This window comes from Streptomyces sp. NBC_01717 (genome assembly GCF_036248255.1).
Lineage (GTDB): Bacteria > Actinomycetota > Actinomycetes > Streptomycetales > Streptomycetaceae > Streptomyces.
Genome location: NZ_CP109178.1, coordinates 2,478,523 through 2,504,324 on the forward strand (window position 1 = coordinate 2,478,523; position 25,802 = coordinate 2,504,324).

Below are 25,802 nucleotides of genomic sequence, written 5' to 3' on the forward strand. Positions count from 1 at the left end.
GACCTGCGGGCGCGCCTGAACGCCGGTCTCTTATGCCAGCACTGGACGGACCTGTTCCTGCCCGCTCCGGCCCGCAGGGCCTGGCAGTCCCGCTTCCCCGAACTCGCCGCAGATGCGGGTGGCGGACAAGTTGCACCGTCGACTGATGCCCATCGGTCGACGCAGTCGGTGACGACTTCAGTTCCACCCTCCCAGCCCGCAACGGTTCAGGGAAGTCGCACCCGCAGGCCGCCCGGCTCCCCGGAAGCACCGCTGGCGCTTCCGGAAAGCCGGTGACGGCTCGGAGCATATAAACGCAGCCCGCTTCGAAGCGGAGCAACCTAGCGCGGGATCGCCGGTTAGCCAAACCCGATCCCGCGCATCATTGATGGTCCACCGCCGCTACCTGCCCGTACGTCGGAAGGAATGACCACCACAACATCCAGAGCGGCCCAGTCCCGTACCGAGCCCGAGTAACCGGCCCGCATCAGCACTGCCGATGACGTGACGGTGAGGATGCTGGGGCTCTCATGATGAAACCCGGTCCTCAACACTCATCTGTGAGGCGCAGGTCCCCGTCCGCAACCTGCGCTCGGCAGGCACCCAGCGGGCGCCATCCCCGCTGGAGCGACGTCGCCTCGCGGGTCCTTATTCGATGTCGCCGAGGTCCTCGGGTGTCAGAGGCGCCGAGGACTTCTCCGGCTCTTGATCAACTACCTCACCGGCCCGGTAATAACGCGACGCGCTCTTGTACTGCTCCTCCTCCTCATACATGATCACGTAGTTCAGGAGTGCTGTGATCTGCCAGGAAACGGGCAGGGCGGCGGAGGCCAGGCGGAACGCTTCATCCGCCGTGACGGGACCGTCCGGCACCTCAACGGGGACGTCCGCCGCGCACGGGGGCTCCACGTACCGGAAGTTGTAGGGCAGGCCGACTTTGAGCTTCTTCAGAAAGGTCCGCAGATCGTTCGTCCCAGGGGTGACCCCTTGGACCAGTGCGTCGAGGTTGATGGGGTACTGCACGTCGAAGTGGTCCTTCTTGAGGACCGTCGTGTCACGTCTGCGCCCGGGATCCTTGCTCCCGAATCCGCTGTTGTTCCACGGGATCCCGCCCCGCTCCTTGTAGTGGTTGATGAGGAGCTGTTCGGGGGCGAGGGCGGAGAAGTCCTCGTCCACGTAGAGACATGAGAAGGTGACGTCGACGAGGTCGAGGTTGCGCCGACCCGACAGCTTGCGCAGGTGGTTGCGGAGTCGCCCCGGAAGCCCTTTGTGCCGTCGGTCCGCCTTTCCCACATAGACGAACGCGTCGTTGACGTAGAGCTGGTACACTCCCGGCCGCTCTTCCAGCTTGGCCAGGCTCTCCTCGCTGAGGGGCGCCCGCCCGAGGCTTCTCAGCGCCTGGGCGAGCTGGTCTCCGAGGGCCTTGGTGATACTCAGCCGGAAGTCGTCGTGGAACACCCCCCGACCGTCCGCCCCGCTGCTTCCCGTCATCCTTACTCTCTTTCCTAGGATCTGGGTCGCGGCCTACTCTATGAGCTTCCCCACTCATCGATCACTCGTTCGAGTGAAACGCTCCGTTTCCCAAGCCACTCCGCGGTACGATTCGGCCATGGGTGACCAGCCAGAAGAGACCAAGATCCATCGCAGTCGCACGAGCGTGGAGCTGTTCGCGGGCGGGGGTGGCCTCGCCATGGGGGTCCACCGCGCGGGCTTCCGCCCGCTCCTGTTCAACGAGTTCAACAGGCGAGCCTGCGAGACGCTCCTCGCCAGCGCCCGCAGGACTCTCGGCGATGACGGGCTCGTGGAGGTCAGGGAGACGACTCTCGTTCCGCCAAAGGTCGGCGAGCCCGCGCCCCTGTACCCGGGAGACGTGCGCGACCTGGATCTTCGGAAGTTCGAGGGCGAGGTCGACGTCCTCGCCGGCGGCCCTCCCTGCCAGCCGTTCAGCGCCGGGGGTGTCGCCAAGGGCGACGAGGACAAGCGGAACATGTTCCCCGCCGTGTTCAACGCCGTCCGCGAGATGAGGCCGAAGGCCGTGATCTGCGAGAACGTACGAGGACTCCTGCGCCCGTCGTTCAGCGGCTACTTCGAGTACATCAGGAACGAGCTGCGCCTGCCCTTCATGGAGCGCGACCCCAGGAAGACCTGGCAGGAGCACAACGGCGCCCTCATGGGGGCGCTCGGCGATCCGGACCCGGCGGGACACAAGCTGGACATCGACGGCGGCCTCCCCGTTGACGACAGGAGCGCCGACCGTTACAGGGTGATCGCGTTCCCCGTCAACGCGGCGGACTACGGCGTCCCTCAAATCCGCAACCGGGTCGTCATCGTCGCCTTCCGCGCCGACCTTGGCGTCGACATCGTCAGGGATTTCGCGGCGCACGTGAGGAGGCGCCGCTACTCGGACGACGCCCTCCATCGCTCCATGCGGGACGGTTCCTACTGGGCGCGCCATGACGTGCCCCCCCACGTCAAGGAGCGCGTCATGGCGCGCCTGCCCGAGGTGATCAAGGAGGACAAGTGCCTGCCCTGGCGCACCCTCCGCGATGCCATCAAGGGCTACGGCACCGACGAGGAGCTCCCGGCTCTTCCCAAAATCGACCTGACCCGCCTCGAGGAGAAGCACGACTTCGGCGGGGAGAGGTTCCCCGGACACATCGGCTGGCCGGGCGCGAGAATCTACAAGGGCCACACCCCGAACGAACTCGACCGCCCCGCCAAGACCGTCAAGGCTGGCGTTCACGGTGTCCCCGGTGGTGAGTCCGTCATGGAGCTCGACAAGCGGTTGGAGGACCTCACGTCTCCGGGGGGATGGCGTTATCGCCACCGCTACATGACCGTCCGCGAGACCGCCCGAGTCATGACCTTCCCCGACGAGTGGATCGGCTCCGGCCCCCGTGGGGAGCAGATGCGGCAGCTCGGCAACGCCGTCCCGGTGGTCCTCGGTGAGTTCTTCGCCAGGGCCGTCGCCGACGCCCTGGATGCGGCGGGTCAGTAACGCCATGCCTCGGCCGACAGGACACGCCGGGCACTGGAAGGAGAGCCTTCCCCCCGAGCGCGCGTACAAGCGACGGGCGGGCTCCGCCACTCCGACGCTGGAACAGGACCGCGCCGCCGGCGGTCGTGACCGGCGCGCCGTCGCCCTCGGCGACGGCCGCTACGCGTGCGCCTCCATCGCCCTCAAGCTGTACCGGCGGACACGCCGCATCCGGGCCTATCTCCGCTGGTCGCAAGACGGCGGCACACGGGAGCGCTATGTCTGCGAAGTGGACCATGCCACTCGCGGGGAGAACCTCGCCGAGGCGTGGCGCCAGGCCCGGGAAATGGGCATGGTGAGCGATCGCCCCCTGCCGGCCGACTCCAAGGCGTCCTCCACCAGCGTTCGCGCCGTGATGCGAGCCAATCGCGGCAAGGACACCGGTCCAGAGCTCGCCCTGCGGAAACTGCTGTACCGGCGCGGCCTGCGTTACCGGGTGGACACGCGCCCCATTCCCGAGATCCGGCGCCGGGCGGACCTCGTGTTCTCTGGTCCCCGGGTCGCGGTGTTCGTGGACGGCTGCTTCTGGCATGGCTGTCCCGAGCACTACCGTGCCGCGACGAGGAACGCCGAGTTCTGGCGGGACAAGATCGAGGGCAACAAGAACAGGGATGTCGAGACCACCGAGGCTCTCCGCTCCGCAGGCTGGGCCGTGATCCGGGTCTGGGAGCACGAGGCCCCGGAGTCGGCGGCCGAGCTGATCGCCCACGAGGTCCAGGCGCGGCGGGCGGGGGCAAGGTCCAAGCCCACAGGCGTCGACGCTCTCGCTAGAGGGGACGGCCACTGAGCAGGTCGTCGATGGCGTCCGTCAGACGCCGCAGGACGATCCGCCCGTCGTCCGTGCTCGCGGCCATTACCTTCTCGCCTGGGTTGAGGCCGGCTTGGGCAAGAAGGCTGATGGGCAGTACGACGGTGCCGTCGTCGCGGATGGTCACTTCTTGCGGGTCCTGGATCATCGGCATAGTGTCTCACCCCCTCCCCCAGCCCCCACCTGAGAATTCGGGTGGCGCTCCCGTCACCCCTACGACGTGCTGGTCGCTCTCGACGCGCGCAACCGGCCTTGGTCATCCGCTTTGGTGATGTCCAGGGCGAGCGGGTCACTCCTTGCCGTTCCGGGCCCCCACGACGTTCTCCACAGGCCGCTCACCGTTGATGACCAGCGAAGGGCCGTGGCCATGCTCGATCGCGTTGCGCGAGAGTCGGAGTGCGTCGCTACTTGCAATGTCATCGGTCACGGCCCCGGCGGCGCATGAGGTTTCGAGCTGCCAGAAACCCCTGATCAGGTCGAGGACGTGGCCCTCGCCGGACACGCTTCCTCCTCGCAACCGTGGTGGACCTGGGCACTGCCCTCCCTGAGGTTCAGGACGAGGGCAAGGACGCAGCCATCGACCACTCCGAGTTCGAGGGCGTGACGGCGGAGACTGGAGACCTGAGCGACGCTCGTGCCGCGGCGGACGCTGAGGGGCGCGTGCCCCCCGAAGGTGGCGAACGTGCGGCTCATGGGGGCTTGGCGGAGGCCCAGGCGCCAGGTCAGCCAGGAGTTCACTCGCACTCCGCTTCCACGCAGGACATCCCGGTCAACGGGGATTCGGGCGCCCAGCACATCACCGTGGACGGCCATGGTGGCCGGCTGGGCCGGCTCCGCCTCCTCGATCGGCTGGGCGCCACGGGTGACCAGGTCGATGAGGCCGTCGGCGGTTTCGCCGATCTGGTCGCTGAGCAGACACTGTGTGAGCCGCCACGCGGTGACGGGGTACAGCTCCGTGACCTTCGCGAAGAGGGATCCTCGGGCGATTGGCCCGTGTTCGGTGACCACCGCGACCAGGGCCTCGACGGCGTTACTGAACGGGGTGAGACGCAGGTGTGACCACTCGGCCAGGGCCCAGGACCCCTCGGGCCGGCTCAGAACGAACCGGTCGTCACGACGCAGCGCCTCCCGCGCCGCCTTTTCCGTCGCCACGGACATGGGCTTGAGCAGTTCCTCGGCGGTACAGGGACGCCCGGCCTCCAGCAGGTACAGGTACGCGGAATCGCGTCCCCTCGCCTTGCGGCGAACCCAGTGCCTGTCCGCGTTGGGCGCGACCTTGGAGCGGGGGTCGTCGAGAAGGCCGGTCAAGGGGATCCCCTCGGGCACGCCCGCCGTACGGGCCGCCTCGCGGAGCGCGTCGCCGGCCAGGGGAGCGCTGGCCACCAGTCGGCGCAGCGCGGCGTCGAGCGCGTCGGGGTGGGCGGTCCACCAACCCCGTAGGGGGCCAACCCACGTGTGCGGGGCGTTCAGGCCGGCCTCCAACAGGTTCAACTCCAGAACGACGTGGTCTCTCACTCCCAGGGCTGCCGCGAAGGCTTCTCTTCGGACGGCGGGCGCCGCTCCGACGGCCCGCAGAGTCTCACGCCACCCTTGGTGGGCGATATCGGTCATGGCGGCGTGCCTTCGCTGCAGCTGGGTGATGATCTGTCGCACCCGTTCCCGGCTCACCCTGAACTCGGCCCCGGCCTCCTCCAAGGTGCGGCCCGCCGCGCGGGCCTCGACGATGGCCCGGGCGCGGTCGTCGAACCCCGAGTGCCATGCCTGGATCATCCACCCCTCGTCGAACATGGCTGCCTCTACATCTCGTTGAAGTAGATAACCCGCACGCCCAGGAACTTGGCCAGGCGCTCGTGCTGGGCCTTGTCCTCACGTGTGAGGGGGTTGAGGAAGGGATCGATGACGCAGATCGTCCACGGCGCGGTCTCGCCACCGGAGCGGTCGAGGGTGGCGGGCCACACCAGGTGCTTGAAGCTCGCGTCGGGACCGGCCACGAAGTGCAGTTCGTCGTCCTCCGAGCCGACCCTGCGAACCTTGGCTCGCATCGGCTTCTGCCTCTTGGATCGGGGAACTATCTCCCACTCCCCTCCCAGCGTCTTCGCGATGATCTCGTCGATCGTCGCGGCGGGCCTCTTCACGTACTTGGCGTATTTGCCCACGCCACGGCGGGCCCGCTGGTACTCCTTCATCGGACCGTCCTTGAGCCACGGCCGGACGTTCGCGGCCAAGCCGACGAATCCGATCAGCCGGCCCCCGACCTCCGGGTCGTCCGTCCACTGCTGGTAGAGGCGGGTGCGATCGCCGTCCTGCAGGTTGAGCCAGTCGGCCTCGGCGGCCTGCTCGAAGACCCGGGTGAGGACGGCGGCTTCGACCTCGGTCGGGATCTTGTAGTCGGTCACAGGATTCCTTTCGGCATGGGGAACTGGAGGCGGACCTCGTCCGCCGCGGTCTCGAGGTCGGCGGCGTCCTGGATCCACATGTCCATGAGGGAGCCGACGGTCTCGTCCTGGAACTCGATCCGGGAGGTGTGGGGGAGATCCAGGTGTTCCGTCTCGGTGGCCTCCAGGGTCCGGCGAAGGTTCAGGGCCGCAGCGGCGCGGCGGATGTCTGTCACGAAGTCGAGGACCCTGAGCGCCTTCTTGCCGGGGCTGAGGCGCAGCCCGCGGCCAAGCTGCTGCACGAAGATTCTTCGGCTGTGGGTGACGCGCAGGAACGCTATGAGGTTCACGTCGGGCACGTCGACGCCTTCGTTGAACACGTCGACGCAGGTGATGACCGGGACACGCCCGAGGCGGAACTCGTTCAGCAGGACGTTGCGGTGACGCTTGGTCAGGCCGCTGTGGAGATAGGAGGCGTTGACCCACTGCGGGTCGGAGACCGAGAGGAGCTCCGCCATGTGCTCGGCGTGTTCGATCGTCTGGCAGAAGACGATGGCGCGGGGCTCGGTGGTCTCCCGCCAGGCCGCCCGCAGGTGCTCCACGATCTCCTCGTCCCGCTGGGGAAGGAAGAGGTGCCGGTTGAGGTCCTTGATCGAGTAACCGTGACGGCTGATCTCCTTGACGGCGTCCCATTCGACACCGTCGGCATACAGTCGGTAGTCAACGGCGGACAGGAAGCCCGCCGCCATGCCCTCGGCGATGCCCATGGTGAAGCTGGGATAGCCGAAACGGGCCGTGATGTCGAACTTGTCGCCGCGCCAAGGGGTGGCGGTCACTCCGAATTGCGCCGCAGCCGAACACAGATCGAGGAGTTCCGCAAACCTGCCGGTCTCGGCCACGTGATGGGTCTCGTCGATCATGATGAGATCAGGACGGTAGCCGTTTCGCGTGGCGGCCAGCGCCGACTCGACGGTCGCGACGACCACCCCGGCCAAGTCCCTGGGCTTGCTCTCACCGGTAAGGAGGCGGGTGGGAACGGTCTTCGGGATGTGCCGCCACAGCGCCTTCTCAAGCTGTTCCACGAGGTCGCGCATGTGCGCCACCACGAGAACCTTGGCCTGCGGACGGGACTTGAGGAGATTGCTGATGACCTCCCCGCCGACGACCGTCTTCCCCAATCCGGTCGCCAGGACGAGGAGGGCCGAGCCCTCGGCCGCCAGGTCGCGCTCAATGGCCTCCACCGCCTCGGCCTGATAGGACCTCAGCTTGTAAGGGCTCGGCACGCGCTCCGGCATGCGCTCACCGATGGCCGCAAGCGTGGCGCCGTGCCACAGCGCGATGTCGACGCCGACGCCCGCCAAGGCGCGGCGGCGCGCCTCGGCCGACGAGGTGATGTTCGTATTGGTCGCCAAGACGGCCTTGTCCGCCCGGTAGTGGGTACGGGCCCGCTCGAGGTCGTCGACGCCGGCGTGGTCCGCCGTGCCGTGCGCCTTCCACTTGCTCTGGAACACCCACTGCTCGCGGTTCCGGACAGCGAGGAGATCCGCGCCGTGGTCGTTGGCGCCGTCCACGACACGAACGTCATGGAACCCCAGGTGCCACAGAGTCCGCTCGAGTGCCTTGGTCAGTCCCGCCGGGCCACCATCCCGCAGCTCGGCAGGGGACAGGAACACGGCGTTCACTCGTCACCGGCCAGCTCGTCAGCGAGCAGGGTGATGCTGAGGCGGGCACGCTGGAGCTGGAGGGCGGTGGCCTCACCGGCGAAGGTTCCGATGGTTGCCACGTCGGCCAGGTAGCCCGTGACGCGGGCCAGGCTCAGGGAGCGCGCGGACGGTGACTTCACATCAGCGTACGGGCCCCGGAAGACGCGGCGGTCCAGGAACGCCTCGGGCATCACCTCCACCAGGCGAACGAGCGCCAGTGCGGGGAGGTAGGAGATGAACCCGGCGTCCTGGCCCAAGCGTCCGACCTGGCCGACACGACCGGAGGCGATCATCGACTCTTCGACAGCCGTCCTCTCCTCCTCGCTGAGGTGGCCGAAGACCTCGCGGTACTCACCGGAGCGGTTGAGTTCGGCGACCGTGCGGCTGCGGATCTCGTTCAGCAGGTCACGGGCCTCCGCGCCGACCGTGTTGCCGTCCAGCGCGCTCTCCTTGAGGGACTGGGCGCGGATGCCGGCGACCAGCTGGGACGGGCCCCACTGGGAGCGCGCGCGAACTTTCAGCAGAGGTGCCAGTTCGGCCAGGAGGAGATCGGCGTAGTCCGCGCCGAACCGCTGGAACACCTCGTGGTCGGCATCGACGAAGGCGGTGAGTTCGTTGCCCGCGCGCTGGTCGAGAAGGACCGGGACGGCCTGTCCCGAGTCGTCGAGGAGAGGCTCACCGCTCTTGAGAAGGCGCGTCTCGACGTTCAGGTAGCCGAGGTCGGGGTGGCCGAACGGGCGACTGAGGTACGAGTGCCGCGTCGAGGCGTTCTCGTAGCGGGCCAGGCGCTCGCTTCGCGTCTCGATCTTCCCCTTCGCCTCCTTCGTCATGGTGGTCGTGCCACCGCCGCCCGCCTCCGGGCCGGCCGGCTGGGTGGCGCCGGAGGCGGGCGCGTCGGCGGGCACGCCGAGGGCATCCATGACCGCCTGCTCGTCGGGCTGGGTCGGGACGCTGGCCGTCGTCTTGGCCTGCTTCCCCTTGTTCTTGCTCTCCTCGTGTTCGAGGATCGCCTGCCACCAGCGTTCGTCCGTCTGGAAGTCCGGGTTGCCCTTATGGAACTCGTTGCCCCAGCGGCGGGTCTCATCGTGGATGGGCTTGCGGCCGTCACCGGGTACCAGGCAGCGCAGGCCGGCGTCGTTACGGCGGTATCCCTTGAACAGCAGGGCGAGCGGGCTCAGGTTCTCCGGGTAGCCGAGGGCTTCGGCCCTCTTGGGCTGGAGCGGTGCCACCCCACGCAGCAGTTCCACAGCGCTGCGCCAGCTCCGGTCCGCGTACTCGAAGGCGTCCTTCTGGTAGGTCACGGGGACGTGGTCGAGGTGGATCTCGCCGATGATGCGGCCACCCTGGTGGGCAAGCTCGACAGGGTACTCGGGGTCCTCGTTGCCGGGAGCGCCGTCGGGATTGTTCCAGGTGAACAACTGCCTGTCCCAGCGCAGGATCTTGCGGCCGTTGCGAAGGAAGTCGATGCCGTAGTCGGTCTTGTGGAGGTAGCGCTGAATGCCGAGCCAGCCCCAGATCCGGCGTTTGCGGACGGTAAGCTTCTCACTCCCGCAGTCGGCGCAAACGTCGCCGTGAGTCAGCTGCCACTGGCCGCAGTCGGAGCAGGCCACCCCGTCCTGGAGCTCCTCGTCAATCTCGATGTACGCGGGGATGCGCTCCTTGCCGTTGTAGAGCACGAAGCGGTCGTCCCCCCAGCGGCAGTGCCGGACCGGCTTGACCCGGGTCCCGGCCACGTAGAGCTCGAAGCCGCGCGCGTCCAAGATCCACGAGTACACGGAGCCCAGCATGTTGCGGAGGGCTTGCCCGTTGCGGCGCATCCACTCCGCCCGCGTCCGGTTCAGCCGGTCGATGACGATCCGCGTGCCGTGCTGAGCGGGGTCGCTCTTCGGCTCGGTGATGTCCGTCGCCTCGAAGTCGTCCTGGATGTGGTCCAGGTCGATCTCGACGCCGATCCACTCGCTGTCACCGGCCCGCGTAGTGAGGACGCGGGTGCGCTTGCCGAGGCGGGCGGTGGCCACGTTGAAGCCCATGCCGAACAGGCCGAGCTTGTCGTGCATGTCGTTGCCGGACCAGCCGGCCCGCACCGCACGCTCCAGACGCTCGTACGTCATGCCCCGACCGGTGTCGGCGATGACGAGTTCCCCGTTGGCCGAGGACGGCAGGGACACGCTGACCTTGTACCCGTCGGGCCACTCCACTCCGGAACGGACGATCTCGCTGAAGTCGTCGAAGGAGTTATCGACGAGCTCGGCCACGCACTGCCACTCGTCGAACTCGATCTCGCCCAGCATGCGCAGCACACGGGCGGAAGGGGTGATCTTCACTCCGGCGGAACCCTCTCCTGGTTAAACAGACGCGCTAGAGAACCGCTTCCGCACGTCAGCGCATGGCGAAGCAGACCGACTCGGACGAGTCACGCGTCGATCCCGAGGGTATAGGCGGCCACTGACAGCCCGTCTGCCGCTTTCGGAATCCGGGCCGTTAGGCCATCTGGCGGGCTGGCATAACGGGCGCCGGAAGGCGACGAAGTCACCTTCCGACTCGCTGTGCCCAAGACGGACAACCCGGCCGACTGGCCATGTACGTCCCCAACGACGCCTCCACGCCCGCATCACCATCGCCACCACCTGGCCAGCCATCGTCCGCCTCGCCGAACTGATGGAGGAATACATCCTGTGAAGTGCCCGGGCGGCCACGCCGGTGCGCGGCCATACCCCGGCCGTGCACCGGGGGATCACCACAGCGAAACGTCTGCGAACACGGCAGTCTCGTGGTGGTGCGGCGGGCGCCCCTCGGCGCGACCGAGGGTCGCATGCCACCCCAACGGCGGAGGTTGATCAGCTCCTACGCATAGCCCCCGGCCAGGCAGGACAGGTACCACCCAATGTGTCCAACCGCTCCTGATATCCAGCAGATAGCCGTGGAGGAGCCCTGTAAGTGACGTACTACAGATACGACGCCAAGCGCCATGCCCTGACCGCTTCTTGGGGACAGGCGCGGGGAACACCGCATTCGACGTCTCGGTGGTGGCTGCGTCGGCTGAGCCCGATCCGATGCTTCGTCTGGCTCAGGCTCTCGGGCATCTCTCGCAGGCCGCCTGGCGCACGTACACGCATCCCGCCTCGGCCAGTCCGAGCCTGGAGGCCAACAGCGAAGGCTGGCGCCGACAGCGTGAGCGCGATTCCTTCGCCGAAGCGCTCCAGGCCGTGCGGGAACCGCACCTACTCGACGACGTCGGCGGCCTGATCGTCTCCTACAGTCCCATCGTCGAATCTGGACACCGGATCGGACGCGCACTCCACGCTCTCGGGGACGCTCAGCTCATCAAAGTCGTCGCCGACGAAGCGGAAGCCGAACTCGGCGACCTGACCGGGCGGGCCCGCCAGGCAGTGCTGCTGACCCGCCAGGACGCTTCCCCTGTTCAAGTCGCCTCCGCGGATGCGCTGCTGCGCACCAACCCGTTCGGTGTGCCGGAGCTGTTCACCGACCTCGACCCCACGGCCGCCGCTGTCGCCGCCTCGCACTGGCTCCAGGCTGCCGCCGACGTTGCAGGAGAAGCCTCCGGCCTCTATTCCACCAATGTCGTCGTGGAGGCCGACAACATCGAAGCCCTCCCGCACGAGACCCCCACGCTCGTCCTGGGACTCGTAGATGCCGGGGCATCGCCCCGCGAGGCCGTGGTTGGTCTCATCCGGGACGCTATGGAGGTCGCCGAGGGGCGCGTGCCTGACCTGGCCCGCCTTCTGGAGCAGATCCAAGAGACTGAGGACCTCGTACGCCAGCATGCTGGCGCCGACCACGCGCTGGCGGCCGAACTCCGCCGCTTCCGCATCACGCCGCTCGACCCTCAACGGCCTGCCCGCGACCTTCTCGAGGACCTGCTGTCTGGCATCCACGCCTGCTGGCTCATCTTCGAGGAGCACGCCGGGCTGCCGGACCGCGAGGAGCAATGGGACGAGGCCGACGACGACGCCTGGCAGGCCGAGCAGCAAGACACCTTCGTCGGCCTTGTGCGTGCGGCGGCTACAGCCGAACACGACCGCATCCTGTGAGCGCGACCAGCGACCCCACCGCACGACTCGCTCTCTACACGCATGCAGATTAGTAGCGAGGCCCACGTCTCAAGTGCAGCTTTGGCAAGCTCATCGAGCGCTTGTGAGCACACGGCCGGCAGGGTACGTTCGCACCCACAGACGGGTACGGCTCAGCAGGGCAGGGTGTCTGCATACGGCCGCGAGGACAGCGAGTGGGACTCGCTGGTGGACGCAGGACGAGATTTTCTCGTTGAGCGGGCGAAGCTAGGCAAGCTCACCTCTTAGGGCTCATCGCGAAATCAGCCGCCGTAGCCGTCATCGGTCGCCCGCTTCCGGTGACGATCAGGGTCGTAGATCGCGGTGAGAAACGGCGTAGTTCCCAGGGCATAGAAGCCGTACTCCAGTTGCTGGTACCACGCTCGTTCGCTCTCAAGCTCCTTGGACACCTGAACGGGTACTCCGCCGGTGTGGTCGCCGGTCGACACCATGACGACGAACGACGTGCCCTCGTCTGCTGGGTCAGACGGATTAGCGATCACCGTGAAGTCCCAGGTTGCTGCACCGGGGACGTCCGAGCCGGCATCCAGGCGCCGCAGGACGAACGTCGGCTGTCGCAGCAGTACTCCGGACTGTGCCCGGATCGCCATCGTCTTCTGTCCCACGATCCGCCAGGGTGGCTCTGGGCGCGTGTGGTGAACGTCGGAAAAGAGTTCGTCCCGCAGTTCCGAGTACTTGGCTGCTGTCTGGGCGAAGGCCCTTGCGTCCTCGGCCAGTTGACGTCTGGTGTCGCAACTGTCGAGCAGACCGCCCAGTGAGTGAAGTCTGTCCCGGATCCATGGCTTGAGGAAGCGGTCAAGGGCGCCCAGCCGGTAGGCGTCCTCGGCAGACTCAACAACCAACAGCGCACCACGCGCCAAAGCCTGACATCCGTCTGCGAGATCCATCAGCTCCCCTCCCCGAGACGACAATCACCTCTCACCGTATCGATCAACAAACCGAGAGCGAAAGCTGATCGGACAGAACGCGACGGTCCGTCGCAGTGCCCCGTTCCGGCACCCTTGGTGACAACCAGCGCGCCGATCTTTGTGACGCACACCGCGCCGCGGAACTCTGCTGGGCATTTCTCTAGGGCGTGCGGGGTGACCGTGTCGGGGCCAGCAGCTGCGAGGCGACGGTGGGGTGACAGGTCTCCCGGTGCCCGCTCAAAACAGTTCTAGGTCCCCGCCGCTGGTGTCCACGATGACTGGCCGGAACTGGGCAGGGAGGCCGTCCAGGCGATCAGGACCGGCTGCGGCGGCCACGGCAGGGGCCGTCTCGGCCAGCCAGGCACGAAACCGCTCGGCGGCTTCGCGGTAGGGGACTCGCGTTAGGACACGGTGCTCGCCGGAGGGGCAGAAGTCGACGGCGACGGTGAGCAGGCAGGAACGGGGTGCGTTCTGACTGCCCGTCCAGGATACGCGCAGGGCACCGCAGGGTTTGCGCCCGCGGGGGGCGCGGTGGGTGGGGCGCAGCGATCGGCAGGCTATGTGGGCGGTCCATGCGGCGAGGTGCGGCAGGGGCAGGGTGGTGCGTGCGCGGCAGCCGGGGCAGCGGTGCCAGTGGCGGAGCCAGTCGTCGGTGTCGGTGTGGAAGAGGCGTGTGTATCGGTTCGCCACGCGGATGTCGTTGCTGTACAGGTGGTCGGGGCGTTCTTGTGTGTTGCAGGACTGGCAGACGGGGGCGCGGACGTAGCCGTGTTCGTGGCAGTGGTCGAGCACGGTGGCGGGCGCGGTGCGGCAGACGGCGCACGCCCACCCGGCCACCCTGCGGGAGGTACCGGGCTTCCTGCTGAGCACCGAGTACAGCTGGCCTTCCAGCTCTTTGTTGTACGGGCGCGGTGAGGCGGTGGGGCCCTCGGGGCTCGTCGTCTGCCGACCGCCGGCGTCTCGGGCCTGCCGGGGGTGGGAGGGCGGCTCGGTGACGGCTGCGCTTGCCTGGCGGGGCCGCGCGGCTTGCACCCACTGCGTTTCGGCGTGCTCGGCCGCGTCCAGCAGCCTGACCACAGCGCGCGGCAGCCACCACGTGCGCTGCGTCCCGTCGCGGGTCTGCTCCACGAGCATCTGTCGCCAGTCGATTCCCGCCAGATGGTACGGTCTGCCGACTTCACGTCGTGCTGCCCGCTCGGGGTCGCCCAGCTCCTGCAGTTCCCCCATGATGCGCCGGCGCCAGCGCAGCCGCGTTTCCTCGTTGCACTCCTGCCTCGGCGCCCCTCGAAACGGACCGATGCGGACCAGGTCCTGCCTATCCATCCCAACCGCGTTCAGTTCCGCGGCCGCCCGGCGCACCTCAACCTCCGGAACACTCCACTGACCGCCGCTCGCCCTCACCATCGCCACCACATGGCCGCCGAGCAGGACGTACCCCACCCGGGCACGGGCAGGGGAGCGGGTGAATGCCCCAGGAGCCGTCGGCGCAGCAGTGTCGGCCGTCAAATGGACCCACAGAGCGTCCGCGGCAACCAGGGTGATCAGGCCGTCCGTGCGACCGGGCATGACACGCTCTGACATACCGACAGGCTAACGGCCTGCAACGCGGCAACGGGTCCCAAGCGCCTCGATCAGCCGGGCCACCTCCCGCAACTCCATATCCCTGAATATCTGGTTCGTCAGCACCTCCCGTGCCCGTAGCCTCACCACCAGAACGTCAAGAACCGGGCAAGTCGCCCTCGCACATCAGCGGTCCCCGAGCCCAGACGAATTGAGCAACAAAGTCGCCGACGAGCGAGCGGCTAAGGGTTACCTACTGGGGCTGATCGTGGAACGAGACCAGCAGATCGCCCCCTCTGACCCTCGACAATGACCGGCGACCCATTCTCGTCCAGCCCGAGCGAGTCGATCCGGCCCCGTGAACCGGCCCGGTGCCGTACTCACTCGCCAGGAACCGGACCCCCAGCAGCGTCTCCATGTGCGCCTAGACAAGGCCCTGCACATCCGCCTCGACCTCAGCCAGACGGGGCATGACCTCGGCCACGCCGCTATTCGTCGTGTCCGTGCGGAACAGCTTCAGGCTCGACACCTTCTCCTCCTCGGTTCGGAGATCATCAACGCCGAGCCGGGGCAGGGTTGTTTCCGCGAGGGGCTTCGAGGGTGTGAAGAAAGCTACGTCCGGGCCGCCGTGAGGCACCCGTGTCCCACGGTTCCCGGGGATCGCAAGATCCCACATACGTCCCACAGCTTCGCGGGACGAGCGCCTGGAAGACTGCGTTTTCGCAGGTCAGCCCCCGTAGCTCAGTGGATAGAGCAGGTACCTTCTAAGCACCTACTCCATCGGCTCACATCCGCATGGTCCCTCCTGCGCTGGAGGAAGCGTGCCGTATCACGATCCCTTCTCCCGCTTGATCGGCCACTCCATCTCCGTGTCGAAGAACTTAATGACCGACGTAACCAGCATGAGCCCCATCACCGCGTTGATCCGGCTGTACTGGGCGCGCGAGACGGCATGTGTGGTCGGGTGCCTTCCAAAGGTGCGCGGGATCGGGTCGCCGTCTTCCGTCTTGTATTTCGCGTGCGCACACCACACTGGTGCGAACGTAAAAGCCGCCCGGATCTTGTAATCGTCCAGGTTGAAACGAACACCGCTCTTCTTGAAGTTGTTGCGCGTTACCTCAAGCCGAGCCGCGTTATCGAAGTTGCTGCGCAAGACACTGTCGAGAAGGTTTCCGGCAAGGGCCTGCGCCGGTGCCGTGTGCCCCTCCTGGAGAGCCCGCACGCAATCGAGCCCGAACTTCTTGGAGTCCTGCAAACTGGGGTGAGTCACGTCGCTCAGCACCGTCTCGCAGTCAGTGACTATTCCCTTCCAACGACGACTGATGATGCGCCGCCGCTCTGCGGCCGTGGAGGCATCCAAGAGAGCCTGAATGACCTTCGGGCCAGGAACCCACATCAAGGCGACGCCCTCATCAATCAAGAGAGACTCGAACTCTTCAATGCCCGGACGACTTACACCTTCCCAGTTTTCTGGGAAGATGCGCGACTGGAAGTCTCTGATCGACTCAAAGATGCGCTCCCACTGCGGCGCATACGCACGGTTGACCGACTCAATCAGCGTGCGTAGAGAACTGTTGAAGGTGTACATCCCCCGCAACTGCTCCTGAAGCTGCGTTACCTGGGCAGCCAACGGCGGCACGATCGTTGGGAAATTCTTCGTTAGGTTCAGCCTGAACGCGGCCGACTCCTGAAGCATCCTGCTGATTGGCGGGAACATGTTCCCTGCCCAGTTCTCCCGCCACTTGACGAGTGGGTCCATAGAACCTCGGAAGCGCTCAAGCGCCTTGTTCAGGTCCTCATCGTCGGATCCCTCGTCCGGCTCGTGCTCGTCGTTCATGGCGTCATGCTGCCACTGCCCCGCCCGCTGGTCGACGGATTACTTCCTCTCGTACTGCTTTCCGTAGGTCTTGGTGACGTACAGCTCCAAAGCGTCGTCGAGGGTCATCCAGAACTTGCGCTTCTCTATGTACGCCAGGTCGCGCAGCTGCTCGTGTCGCGACGGCCGCATCTGCGTGCCACGCGCTTGGGGTGACTCGTCACTGTCCACGATCGTCAGGTTCAAGGGCCGGTCGCCGGCGTCTGGTTGGCCTCGCCACCGTGGGACTTAAATACAGGGGGGACACAACATACCAAAGCGCCGTTCGACACATCCGAGCCCCCTTCCGAAGCCGCGGGCTCCAGCGATGGAAGCGACGGCCAACACCACCCACGTTCAGGTCCGGTGCAGTGACGAGCAGGCCATGGCCGTCCTGAAGGGCTGGCGCCTACTGCGCAAGCTCCGCTGCAGCACCAACCGGATCACCGACGTCATCAAGGCCGTACCCGTCCTTCACCACGCCTCAACATGAGGTTGGAAGAGGCTCACTGCCCGGCCGCGCCCGCCACCTGACTGCGGCCGGCGCCCACCGCATCTGCGAACGCCAGGGAATCGATGCTCGCCGACCTCGCCTACAGCGGGGCCAGCTCTTGGGCGACCAGACCAATCAGGCGACTCCCGCACCAGGACCTCACGACGACCCAGCAGACGATCACCCCCGGCCCCTGCCAGCCGCACGAGCACCCGTTGAACGCAGCCTCGCAAGACTGAAGTCCTGGCAGATCCGCCGCAGAGCCCGCTGCAGCCCCTACCGCATAACGGCCCTCGCTAAATCCATCCTCGCCCTGGAACGTCAATGCTGAAAAGGCTCGATGTCAGACCCCGGCGATAGGGTCCGTCCGTGAGGTGTCGGGGGCATGTGACCCAGTGCCGCGTCGGGGAGGACACATGGCGCTTTTGACTTCCGCGCTGCTGGCGAAGGCAGCCATGCCGTGGGCTGGCAGGCTTGCGCTGAGCGGGTTCACGAAGGTCATTCGCAGACCCAGGGTGGCTCGTGCCGCGGCCAAGCGGGCAGCGGAGGCTGGGATTCCAGTGGCGGCGAAGTCGCTGCGGATCTGGCTGGCGCGCAAGGACACCGGCGCACAGCTGCGCAACTGCAGCGAGGCATCGCTCGACCAGGCGGCCGGACGCCTCGCCTTCGTGATGCCCGGCGGCAGCGCTGAGGAGCGCCGTCACAATGCGCTGCAGGTGCTGTGGATGGTGATGGAGGAGTCGGTGCGTGCCGCCGATCCCTCGCAGGCGGCCCTTCTCGTCGGTAGCTGGGGGCTGCAGACCACGCAGGAGGAGGGACGGAAGACCCGGGACCACCTCCGGGAGCTCCAGCAGGACGTGCGAGGCCGCGACGTTCTCAAGCAGGCCGTACGCACGCTCAGTCCCTGGGCCGCAGAAGAAGCCCTTCTGCTCGCCACGTCGTGGCCCGGCGTGACCAAGTGCATGGACATCCTGTCCGCCTCGGGGCGGCAGCGCGGCGATGTCCTGCGTCAGTGGGCGGACACGCACCCGGCGTGGCTTGAGGACGCCCCCGCCGGCGCCTACGCCTGGCTAGGCCACCTTGCCGCCGACTACGACGCTTCTGGCGCGTCCCGGCACTTCTTCGAAGCGTGCCTGCGAGAAGGGGGACACCCCCGGGACTATTACACGATGTTGGCGGCGCTTCAGGAGGAGGACGGCACGGACGAGGGCGCATGCCGCTACCTCGATACGCACGGAGACGGCGGTTCATCTCCTCTCCTGGCAGCGCTTCGCGGCCTTCTCGACGGCGCGTGGGAGCAGGGCCTGGTGGATCTCAGGCAGTGGGAACCACACCATGCACGAGCAGCAGCCATTGCGACCCAGCTTGAGGCAAAGGCGCTGCTCCACCTCCAGCGGCCGGGGGAGGCGCTGGCCGTACTGCGGGCGGCCGACGAGACGTCCAGCGGCACGGGAATGGCCTTGGCCGCCGCGCTTCTGGAGTATGCCCGCCACAGCCGGACCACGAACAGGCTCGGTGCAGGCCAGGAGGCCCTGGCCGTGGCTCTCCGCGCCAGGAACAGTCGTCGGAGCTGGTCGGGCGACAGCACCGAAGCGGCCGTGTTGGCCGTACAGGCGGCCGTGGTGAGCGAGGACTTGACCCTGGCGTGGAAGCTGGCCCGGCCGGCTCCGGAAGGGGAAGCCGAACCGCACGAGGCGGAAGACTCCCGCATGAGCGCACAGACCGCCCTGGTCGCCGCCATGACGGGACGGTGGCGGGAGGCCGAGGAACTGGTGCAGTGCATGCCGCAGGGGTTCGCGCGAGTGCACGCCGCGGCGGTTCTCGCGGAATCGACGAAGGGGCACGGCACCAATGCCGCGGATGTCCGGCGGTTGTGGCAGGAGGCATGGGAAGTCGCCGTCTCGGAGGGCGAGCAGTTCACGGCCGCGGCCGGCCTAGCCTCCAGCGGTGCGGACCTGCCCGACCTAAGCCACCTCGCACCCCTCTTCGGCGAGCGCGTCCACGAACTCGAGCTCCTCGCCCGTGCTCTGCACGCTGAGGGAAGTGATCCGCTGAGCCTGCTGCGCGCCCACGTCACCAGGAGCCCGGTGATCGTGGTAGCGCTCGCCGAGCGCTACCACCGTGCCGGAGACATCGCTCTGGCTGCCGAGACCCTCAGAGACGGTTCCGTCGAATGGAACGACGCGCGGCTGATGGCCATGGCCGCGAGCCTGTTCCTGGAGACCAAGGACCATCCGCAGGCCCGTGAGTGCGCGCAGGAAGCACTGCGGATGGCGGGACCCGGTTGGGCGGGGCAAGGACGCATGTACGCGCTCCTCGTCGATGCCGAATCCGCCGACGGACGCATCGACCGTGCCACGGACGCGGCCCTGCGCCTTCTCGAACTCGACGCCTTGGACATCGACGCCCGCTGGGCCCTGGTCAAGTGCTACGCGCTCCGCGGCCTGCTTGACCAGGCGTGGCAGGCTCTCACCACCGGCGGGCAGGGACGGCCCCTCGATCCGCGCAGTTTGGACGAGACGGCCCTGTGGGTCATGCTCGGGGCACGCTTCACCACCGACCCACACTTCACCGGGCGGGCCCTCGCTCTGACGCAGCGTTGGCGTGACGACAGCGACCTAGTCGGTAAGGTCCTGGCCAACCTGCACTGGCGTGCCGTCCAGCCCGCGTCGTCCCTCTCCGAACAGGACGTGGAGCAGCTCCGCACCGCCACCGCCGCATACCTGGAGCGCTTCCCCGACAGCACCGTCTTTCGAGCCGTCCAGCTCGGGCCCGAGGACGATCCTCTCAAGAACGTCGCCGAAGAACTGCGCCGTTCTCACGAGAACGCCAGGGAGCTTCACCGCAGGACCGCCGTCGGCGAGCTGCCCGCTGGCATGCTCGTCCTGTCCTCCGGTCGCAGCTACGCCGAGATTCTGCTCCGACCCTCCGCCGAACGCCCGCACGTCTACGCCGCTAACGCCGTCACTGATCCTGCGGAGGCCGAAGTCATGCAGGCTGCCCGCTCAGGGCGAGTGGTCGTAGATACCAGCGCCGCCGTCACCCTAGCCCTCTTGGAACCGGGCGTAGCCGAACGGCTCATGGGTCACCCCCGGTCGCTCGTGACGACCGACCAGCTCTTCACCGACGCACTGCACGCTCAGGAATCACTCGCCCTGCGCACCGATATGGAGCTCACCTGGGACGAGGGCGACGCCCGTCCGGCCGTCCGCACCACCTCCGCCGAGCGCCTCACCCGCATGCGAACCACCTCGGCGCGTCTCGTCGAGGTGGTTCGGGCAATGCCTCACGTGCCCCGGCCGGAACTGCGCAGCCTGCGGCAGCTACCCGTCCACAGGAGCAGTACGCAGTGGCTGACGGCCCTCGACCACGCCAAGGAGTACGGTCTCGTCCTGTGGTGCGACGACCGGGTCCTGCGGGCCGTCGCGCGGTCCGAAGGAGTGGCCGCCTTCGGCACCCTCGCGCTCCTCGACGCCCGTGTCAACGCCGGCCTGACCACGCCAGAGGAAGCGCTGCTGACCAAGGCCGAGCTGCTGCGGAACCACTACGTCGACATCCCCTTCTCCGCCGACCTCTACCATCTTGCAGCGCTGGCCGACGGATGGCAGGCCAGAGCCGTCGCCGTGGCCCTCTCCCGTCCCTCCGCCTGGGCCGATGCGAAGGCGACCGCCGCCTTCGCGCTCGACGCCGCCTCGCGCGCCGTTGACACTCTGCCGCACGAGGCCACAGGATGGATCAGCGCCGCCTACGGCGGTCTTCACCGGGCCACGCCGCCCGCGTACCGGCAGCGCAACCTCCAGGCGTTCTCGCTGCAGGTCCTCACGCAGCCCTGGATCTCGTCGTCCACCCTTCCCTTCGCATGGGCGGGGCTACGCGCCGGTGTCGAAGCCGCAGGCGACAGCGACGCTCCTCTGGAAGCGGCACTCACCCTCTACCACCGGGCCCTCGCCGAGGAGCTGACACCCTTGGTCGCCGCCGGCACCTTGACGGCCGTGTTCGTCCACACCGACGAGGCGGACCGCGCCATGGCAGCCCGCGTCGTGCTGACCTCTGCCGAGTACTGAGCCCGCGGCCCTCGGCGATGAGCCGCTCCATCAGCTCCTGTGCCTTCGCCCGCCGGGCTCGCGCGACAGGCCGCTCGCCATAGGGCGTGCGAGGGTTGACCGGCACCGTCGGCTCACTGCCATCGGCGGCCGAAGAGTTGTCGTCGATCATCAGGCCCACGATCCGGCAAGGCATCGGCTGAGCGCCAGGCGCTCGACAACCAGGTTCCAGTGCTCTCGTGGCTAAGGAGGCGGCCGACGAGCCCGTACTGCCGTATAGAGCCGAAAGACACCCGTCAGCAGTGGGATCCCTCTGGGACTTTTCTGGGACTTCCAGCCCCATCAACCGGCACGAGCGTGATACAACCGAAAGACCATTCGTGCAGGTCAGCAGCCGTCACACGCCCATCACGGCAGGTCACGGCGCTCGCTGGTCTCTTCCGGGACATCTGAAAGCTCTCAGAAGAAGCAACACGAAACCCCTCCTGAACTGCACAAATGCGAGGCGGGAGGGGACTTGTGGGTGCCCCTGGGACTTTTCTGGGACTTCTGGCCGGGCGAGGAGGTTCCGGGTGGCGGGCGCTGCACATGATTCGTCATCGGAAAGATGTCGCACGAGCAGGATCGAGAGAAGCAGCAGGTCAGACGATATTTCTAGGCACTTCGGGCGAGCAGCAGCGTTCTCGGCCGTGACGCTCGTTTGACGCTCTGATGCCCCGGGGCCTCCAGGAGACCCATCGATTTTCCGTCTCACGCTGACCGCGAGCGCCCGGCGCTAGAGTGGCCATCCCGGTTCCCGGCGGTGCGCAGGTCCCCCTCTCCGCTCGCTTCTGAGAGGAGCCTGCGATGACCGAGTCAGCAGGCACACCCGTCCTCGCCTGCGACTGCGGCACCGAGCGGCCTCGTCCGCGCTTCACCCCCGTTTCCGGCCCGACAGCCGGAGACACGCGCGCGGCACGCCGCGGGGTGGGGGACGCCACCAATGTGTCGCCCCCCACCCAACGGGTCGTTCACCAGGAGGACTTCGTCACCCCGGGTAGGTAACCGGCATGGGCCTGGGCCCGCACGTTCACCCGGGAGAGGCCGAACTTGCGCAGGTGGCCACGAGGGCGGCCGTCAACGCTGTCACGGTTGCGCACCCGAGTCGCGCTCGCGTCCCGGGGCTGGCGGCGGAGTTCCGCCTGCGCGGCGGCCTTCTCCTCGTCCGTGGCCCGCGGGGACGCCAGGACGGCCTTGAGTTCGGCGCGCCGTTGCGCGTAGCGGGCCACGATCCGCTTCCTCTTGTCATTCTTCGCGATCTTGCTCCTCTTCGCCATCAGACACGCTCCCCGCGGGCCCGGATCCGGGCGACGGCGCCCTCGACGCCGATGGCGTCCACAGTCTTGATGGCACGCGCGCTCAGCCTCAGACGGACGTGCCGCCCCTCGCCGGGCAGCCAGTAGCGCTTGTTCTGGATGTTGGGGTCGAACCGGCGCGAGGTGCGCCGGTGCGAGTGGGAGATCTTCTTGCCGAAGACCGGCTGGGCGCCGGTCAGCTGGCAGTGGGCGGACATGCAGGTTCTGCCTTTCTCTCCACCGTTATCGGTAATGGAAATCATTGTCGTATGCTACCCGCATGGCCCGCAACGAGGTACGCCCGATCATCAAGCTCCGCTCCACCGCCGGAACCGGCTACACGTACGTGACGCGCAAGAACCGCCGGAACGACCCGGATCGGCTGGTCCTGCGCAAGTTCGACCCCGTCGCCCGACGCCACGTCGAATTCCGCGAGGAACGTTGACCGCATCGGCTCCGCCCGACTGTCGGCACCCGATCGAGAGACCACACCCATGAAGCCTGGAATCCATCCCGCCTACCGCCCGGTCGTCTTCCGCGACAAGGCCGGTGACTTCGCCATCCTGACCCGCTCGACGATGACCAGCGACAAGACGATCGAATGGGAGGACGGCCACACCTACCCGGTGGTCGACGTCGAGATCTCCTCCGCGAGCCACCCCTTCTATACCGGCACCGCCCGCGTGCTGGACACAGCCGGCCGCGTCGAGCGCTTCGAGCGCCGCTACGGACGGGACGGGGGCCGCCGATGACCCCCGACGGACCGATGCCCGTGGTGATCGTCGGCGGACTGCACGCCGACACCCGCCATGCCACGGTCGAACGGCTGTTGCGCGAGGTGTCCGACAGCGTCGCCCTGCACCACGACCTGTCCACCGGTCCGGCGGGCACCGTGCGCCGCAGCGTTCGCGACTCCACGGGCGAGACCGGGTGGGGCGAGACGGCCCTGGTCAACGACTGCGCCTGCTGCGCCATGCGCGAGGACCTCGTTCCCGAACTGGAACGGCTGGCCGACAGCGGCCTCACCCGCCTGGCCGTCGTGGAGCTGTGGGACTCGGTGGAACCCCGCGGCATGGCCGAGGCCATTGCTGCCCACGGCGGCGACGCCTTCCGGTTGACCAACGTGCTGACCGCCGTGGATCCCGCCCTCGTCCTGGCTTGCCTGTCCAACGGCGATGACCTCGCGGAGGCCGGACTCGCCGCGGCCGCCTCGGACCAGCGCACCGTCGGCGACACCTTTGCGCGGCAGCTGGAGTACGCTCCCGTCCTCGCCGTGGCCGACAGCGCCGCCACCGGACTGGACGACCTGGCACTTCTGCGGCAGTTGCACCCCACTGCACAGCAGGTCGGCATCGAATCCGGCCAGTTGGGCGTCACGGCGGTCGCCGGCTTCGACGTGGACGCTGCGGCGGCCGCACAGCATCCGGCCTGCGCCCGTCTCCCCCACGACTGTGACGAGGAGGGAATCAGCACGCTCGTCTGGCGGCGCCGTCGTCCCTTCCACGCCGGTCGCCTCTACGAGGCGTTGGAGGATCTGTGCTGCGCGGCGGCCCGTAGTCGGGGGAGGTTCTGGTTGGCGGACCGGCCCGACAGCCTGCTGGCCTGGGACGCCGCCGGAGGCGCGCTGTGCGTGGAGAGCGCCGGGCCGTGGATGGCCGCGCTCCCTGACGCCGCCTGGGAGATGATGCCGGCCGAGCGCCGCACGGCGGCAGCCCTTGACTGGCACCCCGAGCACGGCGACCGCTGCCAGCACCTCGTCTTCATCTCCCCCGACCTGGACCGTGCGGGGCTGCTCTCACTGCTCGACTTCTGCCTGCTCACCGACGACGAACTCGCGTCCGAACCCGACACCTGGTCCCGGCCCACCGGCTTCGACCAGCTTCTCAACCCCGTCGCCTGACCCGCCCCATCACACCAACGAGGAAGCCGTCATGCCCCGCCCTGCCAAGACCGCGCTCGCGCGCAAGAGCCGGCCGAACCCGCTCGACGCGGCCGGCATTACGTACATCGACTACAAGGACACTGACCTGCTGCGGAAGTTCATCTCCGATCGCGGCAAGATCCGCAGTCGCCGCGTCACCCGGGTCAGCCGACAGCAGCAGCGCCAGATCGCCACGGCCATCAAGAACGCCCGCGAGATGGCCCTGCTCCCCTACTCCAGCCGCTGACCTCCACGACTCCCACCGACTTCCCCCTCCGACGAAAAGGACCGTCATGGCCGTCCCCAAGCGCAAGATGTCCCGGAGCAACACCCGCCACCGCCGCGCCCAGTGGAGGGCGAGCACCCCGGTGCTCGTCCCTGTCACCGTCGACGAGAGCACCTACCTGGTGCCCCAGCATCTGAGGAAGGCGTACGAACGCGGCCTCCTCCGTCCGGAGGACTGACCAGCATGCCGCACGACCGCCTGCCGGTAACCGTCCTCTCCGGCTTCCTGGGAGCGGGCAAGACCACCCTGCTCAACCACCTGCTGTCCAACCGCGAGGGGCTGCGGGTCGCTGTCATCGTCAACGACATGAGCGAAATCAACATCGACGCCGCACTGGTGCGCGGCGGAGATGCTGCTCTGTCCCGTACGGAGGAACGACTGGTCGAGATGACCAACGGCTGCATCTGCTGCACGCTCCGGGACGATCTCCTCGAAGAGGTGGAACGCCTCGCCAGGGAGGGACGCTTCGACTATCTCCTGATCGAATCCAGCGGTATCTCCGAGCCCATGCCGGTGGCAGCCACCTTCTCCTTCGCACGCGACGACGGGGCGACGCTCGACGACCTCACCCGGCTCGACACCATGGTCACCGTGGTGGACGCGGCCAACTTCCTCGGCGAGCTGGGAACCGGCGACGAGCTCGCTGCGCGCGGAGTCGCGCCCTTCGAGGACGACGAGCGCACCGTCAGCGATCTGCTCATCGACCAGGTCGAATTCGCCGACGTGATCGTCCTGAACAAGCTCGACCTCGTCAACGAAGCATCGGCAGAACGCCTGCGCGGCATCCTCACCCAGCTCAATCCGGGCGCCCGCCAGCTGGACGCCGTCCGAGGGCAGGTACGTGCCTCCGACGTGCTCGGGACCGGCCTCTTCGACGTCGAACAAGCGCAGCTGGCCCCGGGCTGGGTACAGGAGCTCAACGGTGAGCACGTCCCCGAGACAGAGGAGTACGGGATCTCGTCCACTCTGTTCCGCGCCGACCGGCTCTTCCACCCGCGTCGACTCTGGCAGCTGATCACCGAGCGGCTCGACAGCGGCGAGTTCGGAACCGTGTTGCGCAGCAAGGGCTTCTTCACACTGGCCGGACGCGCAGGTGTGACGGGACTGTGGTCCCAGGCGGGCAGCGTCGCCCGCTTCGAGCCCGCCGGGACCATCGACGCCGAACGGCCGGAACAGCACGCCCAGGAGCTGGTGTTCATCGGGTCGGACCTGGAGGCGACGGCCCTGCAGACCGCCCTGGAGAGCTGCCTCCTGGACGGCGAATGGACCGGCGGTGAGGACCCCTTCCCGCAGTGGGACGCCCCGGAAGCTCACGACACCTGCGCCCACGAGCAGGGCGGGGCGGCACCGCTCGTCTGAAATCTCCGGGCCGGGTGGTGGTCGCAGCCACGGCATTACCCAGCCCGGTC

Annotated in this window: 23 protein-coding genes and 3 pseudogenes; 12 read left to right on the forward strand and 14 right to left on the reverse strand. The window is 67.7% G+C overall.

The genetic code is table 11. From position 1 onward, the window contains the following. Positions 1-627: 627 nt before the first annotated feature. The gene (locus OHB49_RS11360; RefSeq protein WP_329159965.1) at positions 628-1,470 is read right to left on the reverse strand and encodes a GIY-YIG nuclease family protein; all 843 of its coding nucleotides are present in this window, start codon (positions 1,468-1,470) and stop codon (positions 628-630) included. Positions 1,471-1,588: 118 nt separating this feature from the next. Between OHB49_RS11360 and OHB49_RS11365 the strand changes: the two genes are divergently transcribed. Both OHB49_RS11365 and OHB49_RS11370 read left to right on the forward strand, forming a co-directional pair. Next, a complete protein-coding gene (locus OHB49_RS11365; RefSeq protein WP_329159966.1) occupies positions 1,589-2,977 on the forward strand; it encodes a DNA cytosine methyltransferase in 1,389 nt (462 codons plus the stop codon). 4 nt (positions 2,978-2,981) lie between these two features. Further along, the gene (locus OHB49_RS11370) at positions 2,982-3,803 is read left to right on the forward strand and encodes a very short patch repair endonuclease (RefSeq protein ID WP_329159968.1); all 822 of its coding nucleotides are present in this window, start codon (positions 2,982-2,984) and stop codon (positions 3,801-3,803) included. Here the strand turns inward: OHB49_RS11370 and OHB49_RS11375 are convergent. The 6 genes from OHB49_RS11375 to OHB49_RS11400 all read right to left on the reverse strand — a co-directional run bounded on the left by OHB49_RS11375 (position 3,784) and on the right by OHB49_RS11400 (position 10,226). Further along, positions 3,784-3,972, reverse strand: coding sequence for an AbrB/MazE/SpoVT family DNA-binding domain-containing protein (locus tag OHB49_RS11375; protein WP_329159970.1), 189 nt, complete (start codon positions 3,970-3,972; stop codon positions 3,784-3,786). The two genes, OHB49_RS11370 and OHB49_RS11375, sit on opposite strands and share 20 nt — an antisense overlap. A 141-nt stretch (positions 3,973-4,113) precedes the next feature. Continuing rightward, the gene (locus OHB49_RS11380) at positions 4,114-4,326 is read right to left on the reverse strand and encodes a hypothetical protein (protein WP_329159971.1); all 213 of its coding nucleotides are present in this window, start codon (positions 4,324-4,326) and stop codon (positions 4,114-4,116) included. After that, on the reverse strand, positions 4,296-5,612 hold the full coding sequence (locus OHB49_RS11385; RefSeq protein WP_329159973.1) for a sigma factor-like helix-turn-helix DNA-binding protein: 1,317 nt from the start codon (positions 5,610-5,612) through the stop codon (positions 4,296-4,298). Before OHB49_RS11385 ends, OHB49_RS11380 begins: the two co-directional genes overlap by 31 nt. Before the next feature lie 8 nt (positions 5,613-5,620). Beyond that, entirely contained in the window at positions 5,621-6,220 is a 600-nt protein-coding gene (locus OHB49_RS11390) for a hypothetical protein (RefSeq protein WP_329159976.1), read from the reverse strand. After that, positions 6,217-7,872, reverse strand: coding sequence for a DEAD/DEAH box helicase family protein (locus tag OHB49_RS11395; RefSeq protein WP_329159977.1), 1,656 nt, complete (start codon positions 7,870-7,872; stop codon positions 6,217-6,219). The genes OHB49_RS11390 and OHB49_RS11395 overlap by 4 nt, the downstream gene beginning before the upstream one ends. 5 nt (positions 7,873-7,877) lie before the next feature. Continuing rightward, positions 7,878-10,226 carry an ATP-binding protein gene (locus tag OHB49_RS11400; RefSeq protein WP_329159979.1) on the reverse strand — a complete coding sequence of 783 codons (2,349 nt, stop codon included), beginning with the start codon at positions 10,224-10,226 and terminating at the stop codon, positions 7,878-7,880. Between the two features lie 729 nt (positions 10,227-10,955). Between OHB49_RS11400 and OHB49_RS11405 the strand changes: the two genes are divergently transcribed. Then, a complete protein-coding gene (locus OHB49_RS11405; RefSeq protein ID WP_329159981.1) occupies positions 10,956-11,954 on the forward strand; it encodes a hypothetical protein in 999 nt (332 codons plus the stop codon). A 281-nt stretch (positions 11,955-12,235) separates the two neighbouring features. Here the strand turns inward: OHB49_RS11405 and OHB49_RS11410 are convergent, their stop codons facing one another. The 5 genes and pseudogenes from OHB49_RS11410 to OHB49_RS11430 form a co-directional block, all read right to left on the reverse strand. Continuing rightward, positions 12,236-12,880, reverse strand: a complete 645-nt coding sequence (locus OHB49_RS11410) for a hypothetical protein (RefSeq protein ID WP_329159983.1) — start codon at positions 12,878-12,880, stop codon at positions 12,236-12,238. 258 nt (positions 12,881-13,138) lie between these two features. Beyond that, the gene (locus OHB49_RS11415; protein WP_329159985.1) at positions 13,139-14,482 is read right to left on the reverse strand and encodes an endonuclease domain-containing protein; all 1,344 of its coding nucleotides are present in this window, start codon (positions 14,480-14,482) and stop codon (positions 13,139-13,141) included. A 251-nt stretch (positions 14,483-14,733) separates the two neighbouring features. Beyond that, positions 14,734-15,137 (reverse strand): annotated as a pseudogene (locus tag OHB49_RS45825) (DUF5655 domain-containing protein); the annotation flags it as partial. A gap of 153 nt (positions 15,138-15,290) precedes the next feature. Next, positions 15,291-16,298, reverse strand: coding sequence for a hypothetical protein (locus OHB49_RS11425; protein ID WP_329159988.1), 1,008 nt, complete (start codon positions 16,296-16,298; stop codon positions 15,291-15,293). A gap of 39 nt (positions 16,299-16,337) precedes the next feature. Continuing rightward, positions 16,338-16,508, reverse strand: a complete 171-nt coding sequence (locus tag OHB49_RS11430; RefSeq protein ID WP_329159991.1) for a hypothetical protein — start codon at positions 16,506-16,508, stop codon at positions 16,338-16,340. Positions 16,509-16,686: 178 nt separating this feature from the next. Between OHB49_RS11430 and OHB49_RS11435 the strand changes: the two are divergent. The 3 genes and pseudogenes from OHB49_RS11435 to OHB49_RS11445 form a co-directional block, all read left to right on the forward strand. Beyond that, positions 16,687-16,809: pseudogene (locus OHB49_RS11435) on the forward strand (IS5/IS1182 family transposase); the annotation flags it as partial. A 13-nt stretch (positions 16,810-16,822) separates the two neighbouring features. After that, positions 16,823-17,140: pseudogene (locus OHB49_RS11440) on the forward strand (transposase family protein); the annotation flags it as partial. Between the two features lie 85 nt (positions 17,141-17,225). Then, entirely contained in the window at positions 17,226-20,873 is a 3,648-nt protein-coding gene (locus OHB49_RS11445) for a tetratricopeptide repeat protein (protein WP_329159993.1), read from the forward strand. Positions 20,874-21,862: 989 nt separating this feature from the next. Here OHB49_RS11445 and rpsN read toward each other — a convergent pair. Beyond that, a complete protein-coding gene (gene rpsN, locus OHB49_RS11450; protein WP_329159994.1) occupies positions 21,863-22,168 on the reverse strand; it encodes a 30S ribosomal protein S14 in 306 nt (101 codons plus the stop codon). Beyond that, on the reverse strand, positions 22,168-22,404 hold the full coding sequence (gene rpmB, locus OHB49_RS11455) for a 50S ribosomal protein L28 (protein ID WP_329159996.1): 237 nt from the start codon (positions 22,402-22,404) through the stop codon (positions 22,168-22,170). Before rpmB ends, rpsN begins: the two co-directional genes overlap by 1 nt. Positions 22,405-22,466: 62 nt before the next feature. Here rpmB and rpmG point away from each other — a divergent pair, with 62 nt between their 5' ends. Genes rpmG through OHB49_RS11485 form a run of 6 tightly spaced genes read left to right on the forward strand, consistent with a single transcriptional unit; the run spans position 22,467 to position 25,752 of the window. Next, complete coding sequence (gene rpmG, locus OHB49_RS11460) at positions 22,467-22,631, forward strand: 50S ribosomal protein L33 (protein ID WP_225011871.1); 165 nt, start codon at positions 22,467-22,469, stop codon at positions 22,629-22,631. A 49-nt stretch (positions 22,632-22,680) separates the two neighbouring features. After that, positions 22,681-22,938, forward strand: coding sequence for a type B 50S ribosomal protein L31 (locus OHB49_RS11465; protein WP_329160002.1), 258 nt, complete (start codon positions 22,681-22,683; stop codon positions 22,936-22,938). Further along, positions 22,935-24,086: a CobW family GTP-binding protein gene (locus tag OHB49_RS11470; protein WP_329160003.1), complete on the forward strand. Its 1,152-nt coding sequence runs from the start codon at positions 22,935-22,937 to the stop codon at positions 24,084-24,086. The genes OHB49_RS11465 and OHB49_RS11470 overlap by 4 nt, the downstream gene beginning before the upstream one ends. 31 nt (positions 24,087-24,117) lie before the next feature. Continuing rightward, the gene (gene rpsR / locus OHB49_RS11475; protein WP_329160004.1) at positions 24,118-24,354 is read left to right on the forward strand and encodes a 30S ribosomal protein S18; all 237 of its coding nucleotides are present in this window, start codon (positions 24,118-24,120) and stop codon (positions 24,352-24,354) included. Between the two features lie 46 nt (positions 24,355-24,400). After that, positions 24,401-24,571, forward strand: a complete 171-nt coding sequence (gene rpmF / locus OHB49_RS11480) for a 50S ribosomal protein L32 (RefSeq protein WP_329160005.1) — start codon at positions 24,401-24,403, stop codon at positions 24,569-24,571. A gap of 5 nt (positions 24,572-24,576) precedes the next feature. Next, on the forward strand, positions 24,577-25,752 hold the full coding sequence (locus tag OHB49_RS11485; RefSeq protein ID WP_329160007.1) for a GTP-binding protein: 1,176 nt from the start codon (positions 24,577-24,579) through the stop codon (positions 25,750-25,752). Positions 25,753-25,802: the final 50 nt, after the last annotated feature.

Coding starts and splice junctions, on each gene's coding strand:
- OHB49_RS11360 (WP_329159965.1), bottom strand. CDS start 1,470: ATGACGGGAAGCAGCGGGGCGGACGGTCGGGGGGTGTTCCACGACGAC.
- OHB49_RS11365 (WP_329159966.1), top strand. CDS start 1,589: ATGGGTGACCAGCCAGAAGAGACCAAGATCCATCGCAGTCGCACGAGC.
- OHB49_RS11370 (WP_329159968.1), top strand. CDS start 2,982: ATGCCTCGGCCGACAGGACACGCCGGGCACTGGAAGGAGAGCCTTCCC.
- OHB49_RS11375 (WP_329159970.1), bottom strand. CDS start 3,972: ATGATCCAGGACCCGCAAGAAGTGACCATCCGCGACGACGGCACCGTC.
- OHB49_RS11385 (WP_329159973.1), bottom strand. CDS start 5,612: ATGTTCGACGAGGGGTGGATGATCCAGGCATGGCACTCGGGGTTCGAC.
- OHB49_RS11405 (WP_329159981.1), top strand. CDS start 10,956: ATGCTTCGTCTGGCTCAGGCTCTCGGGCATCTCTCGCAGGCCGCCTGG.
- OHB49_RS11410 (WP_329159983.1), bottom strand. CDS start 12,880: ATGGATCTCGCAGACGGATGTCAGGCTTTGGCGCGTGGTGCGCTGTTG.
- OHB49_RS11415 (WP_329159985.1), bottom strand. CDS start 14,482: ATGTCAGAGCGTGTCATGCCCGGTCGCACGGACGGCCTGATCACCCTG.
- OHB49_RS11425 (WP_329159988.1), bottom strand. CDS start 16,298: ATGAACGACGAGCACGAGCCGGACGAGGGATCCGACGATGAGGACCTG.
- OHB49_RS11445 (WP_329159993.1), top strand. CDS start 17,226: ATGGCGCTTTTGACTTCCGCGCTGCTGGCGAAGGCAGCCATGCCGTGG.
- rpsN (WP_329159994.1), bottom strand. CDS start 22,168: ATGGCGAAGAGGAGCAAGATCGCGAAGAATGACAAGAGGAAGCGGATC.
- rpmB (WP_329159996.1), bottom strand. CDS start 22,404: ATGTCCGCCCACTGCCAGCTGACCGGCGCCCAGCCGGTCTTCGGCAAG.
- rpmG (WP_225011871.1), top strand. CDS start 22,467: ATGGCCCGCAACGAGGTACGCCCGATCATCAAGCTCCGCTCCACCGCC.
- OHB49_RS11465 (WP_329160002.1), top strand. CDS start 22,681: ATGAAGCCTGGAATCCATCCCGCCTACCGCCCGGTCGTCTTCCGCGAC.
- OHB49_RS11470 (WP_329160003.1), top strand. CDS start 22,935: ATGACCCCCGACGGACCGATGCCCGTGGTGATCGTCGGCGGACTGCAC.
- rpsR (WP_329160004.1), top strand. CDS start 24,118: ATGCCCCGCCCTGCCAAGACCGCGCTCGCGCGCAAGAGCCGGCCGAAC.
- rpmF (WP_329160005.1), top strand. CDS start 24,401: ATGGCCGTCCCCAAGCGCAAGATGTCCCGGAGCAACACCCGCCACCGC.
- OHB49_RS11485 (WP_329160007.1), top strand. CDS start 24,577: ATGCCGCACGACCGCCTGCCGGTAACCGTCCTCTCCGGCTTCCTGGGA.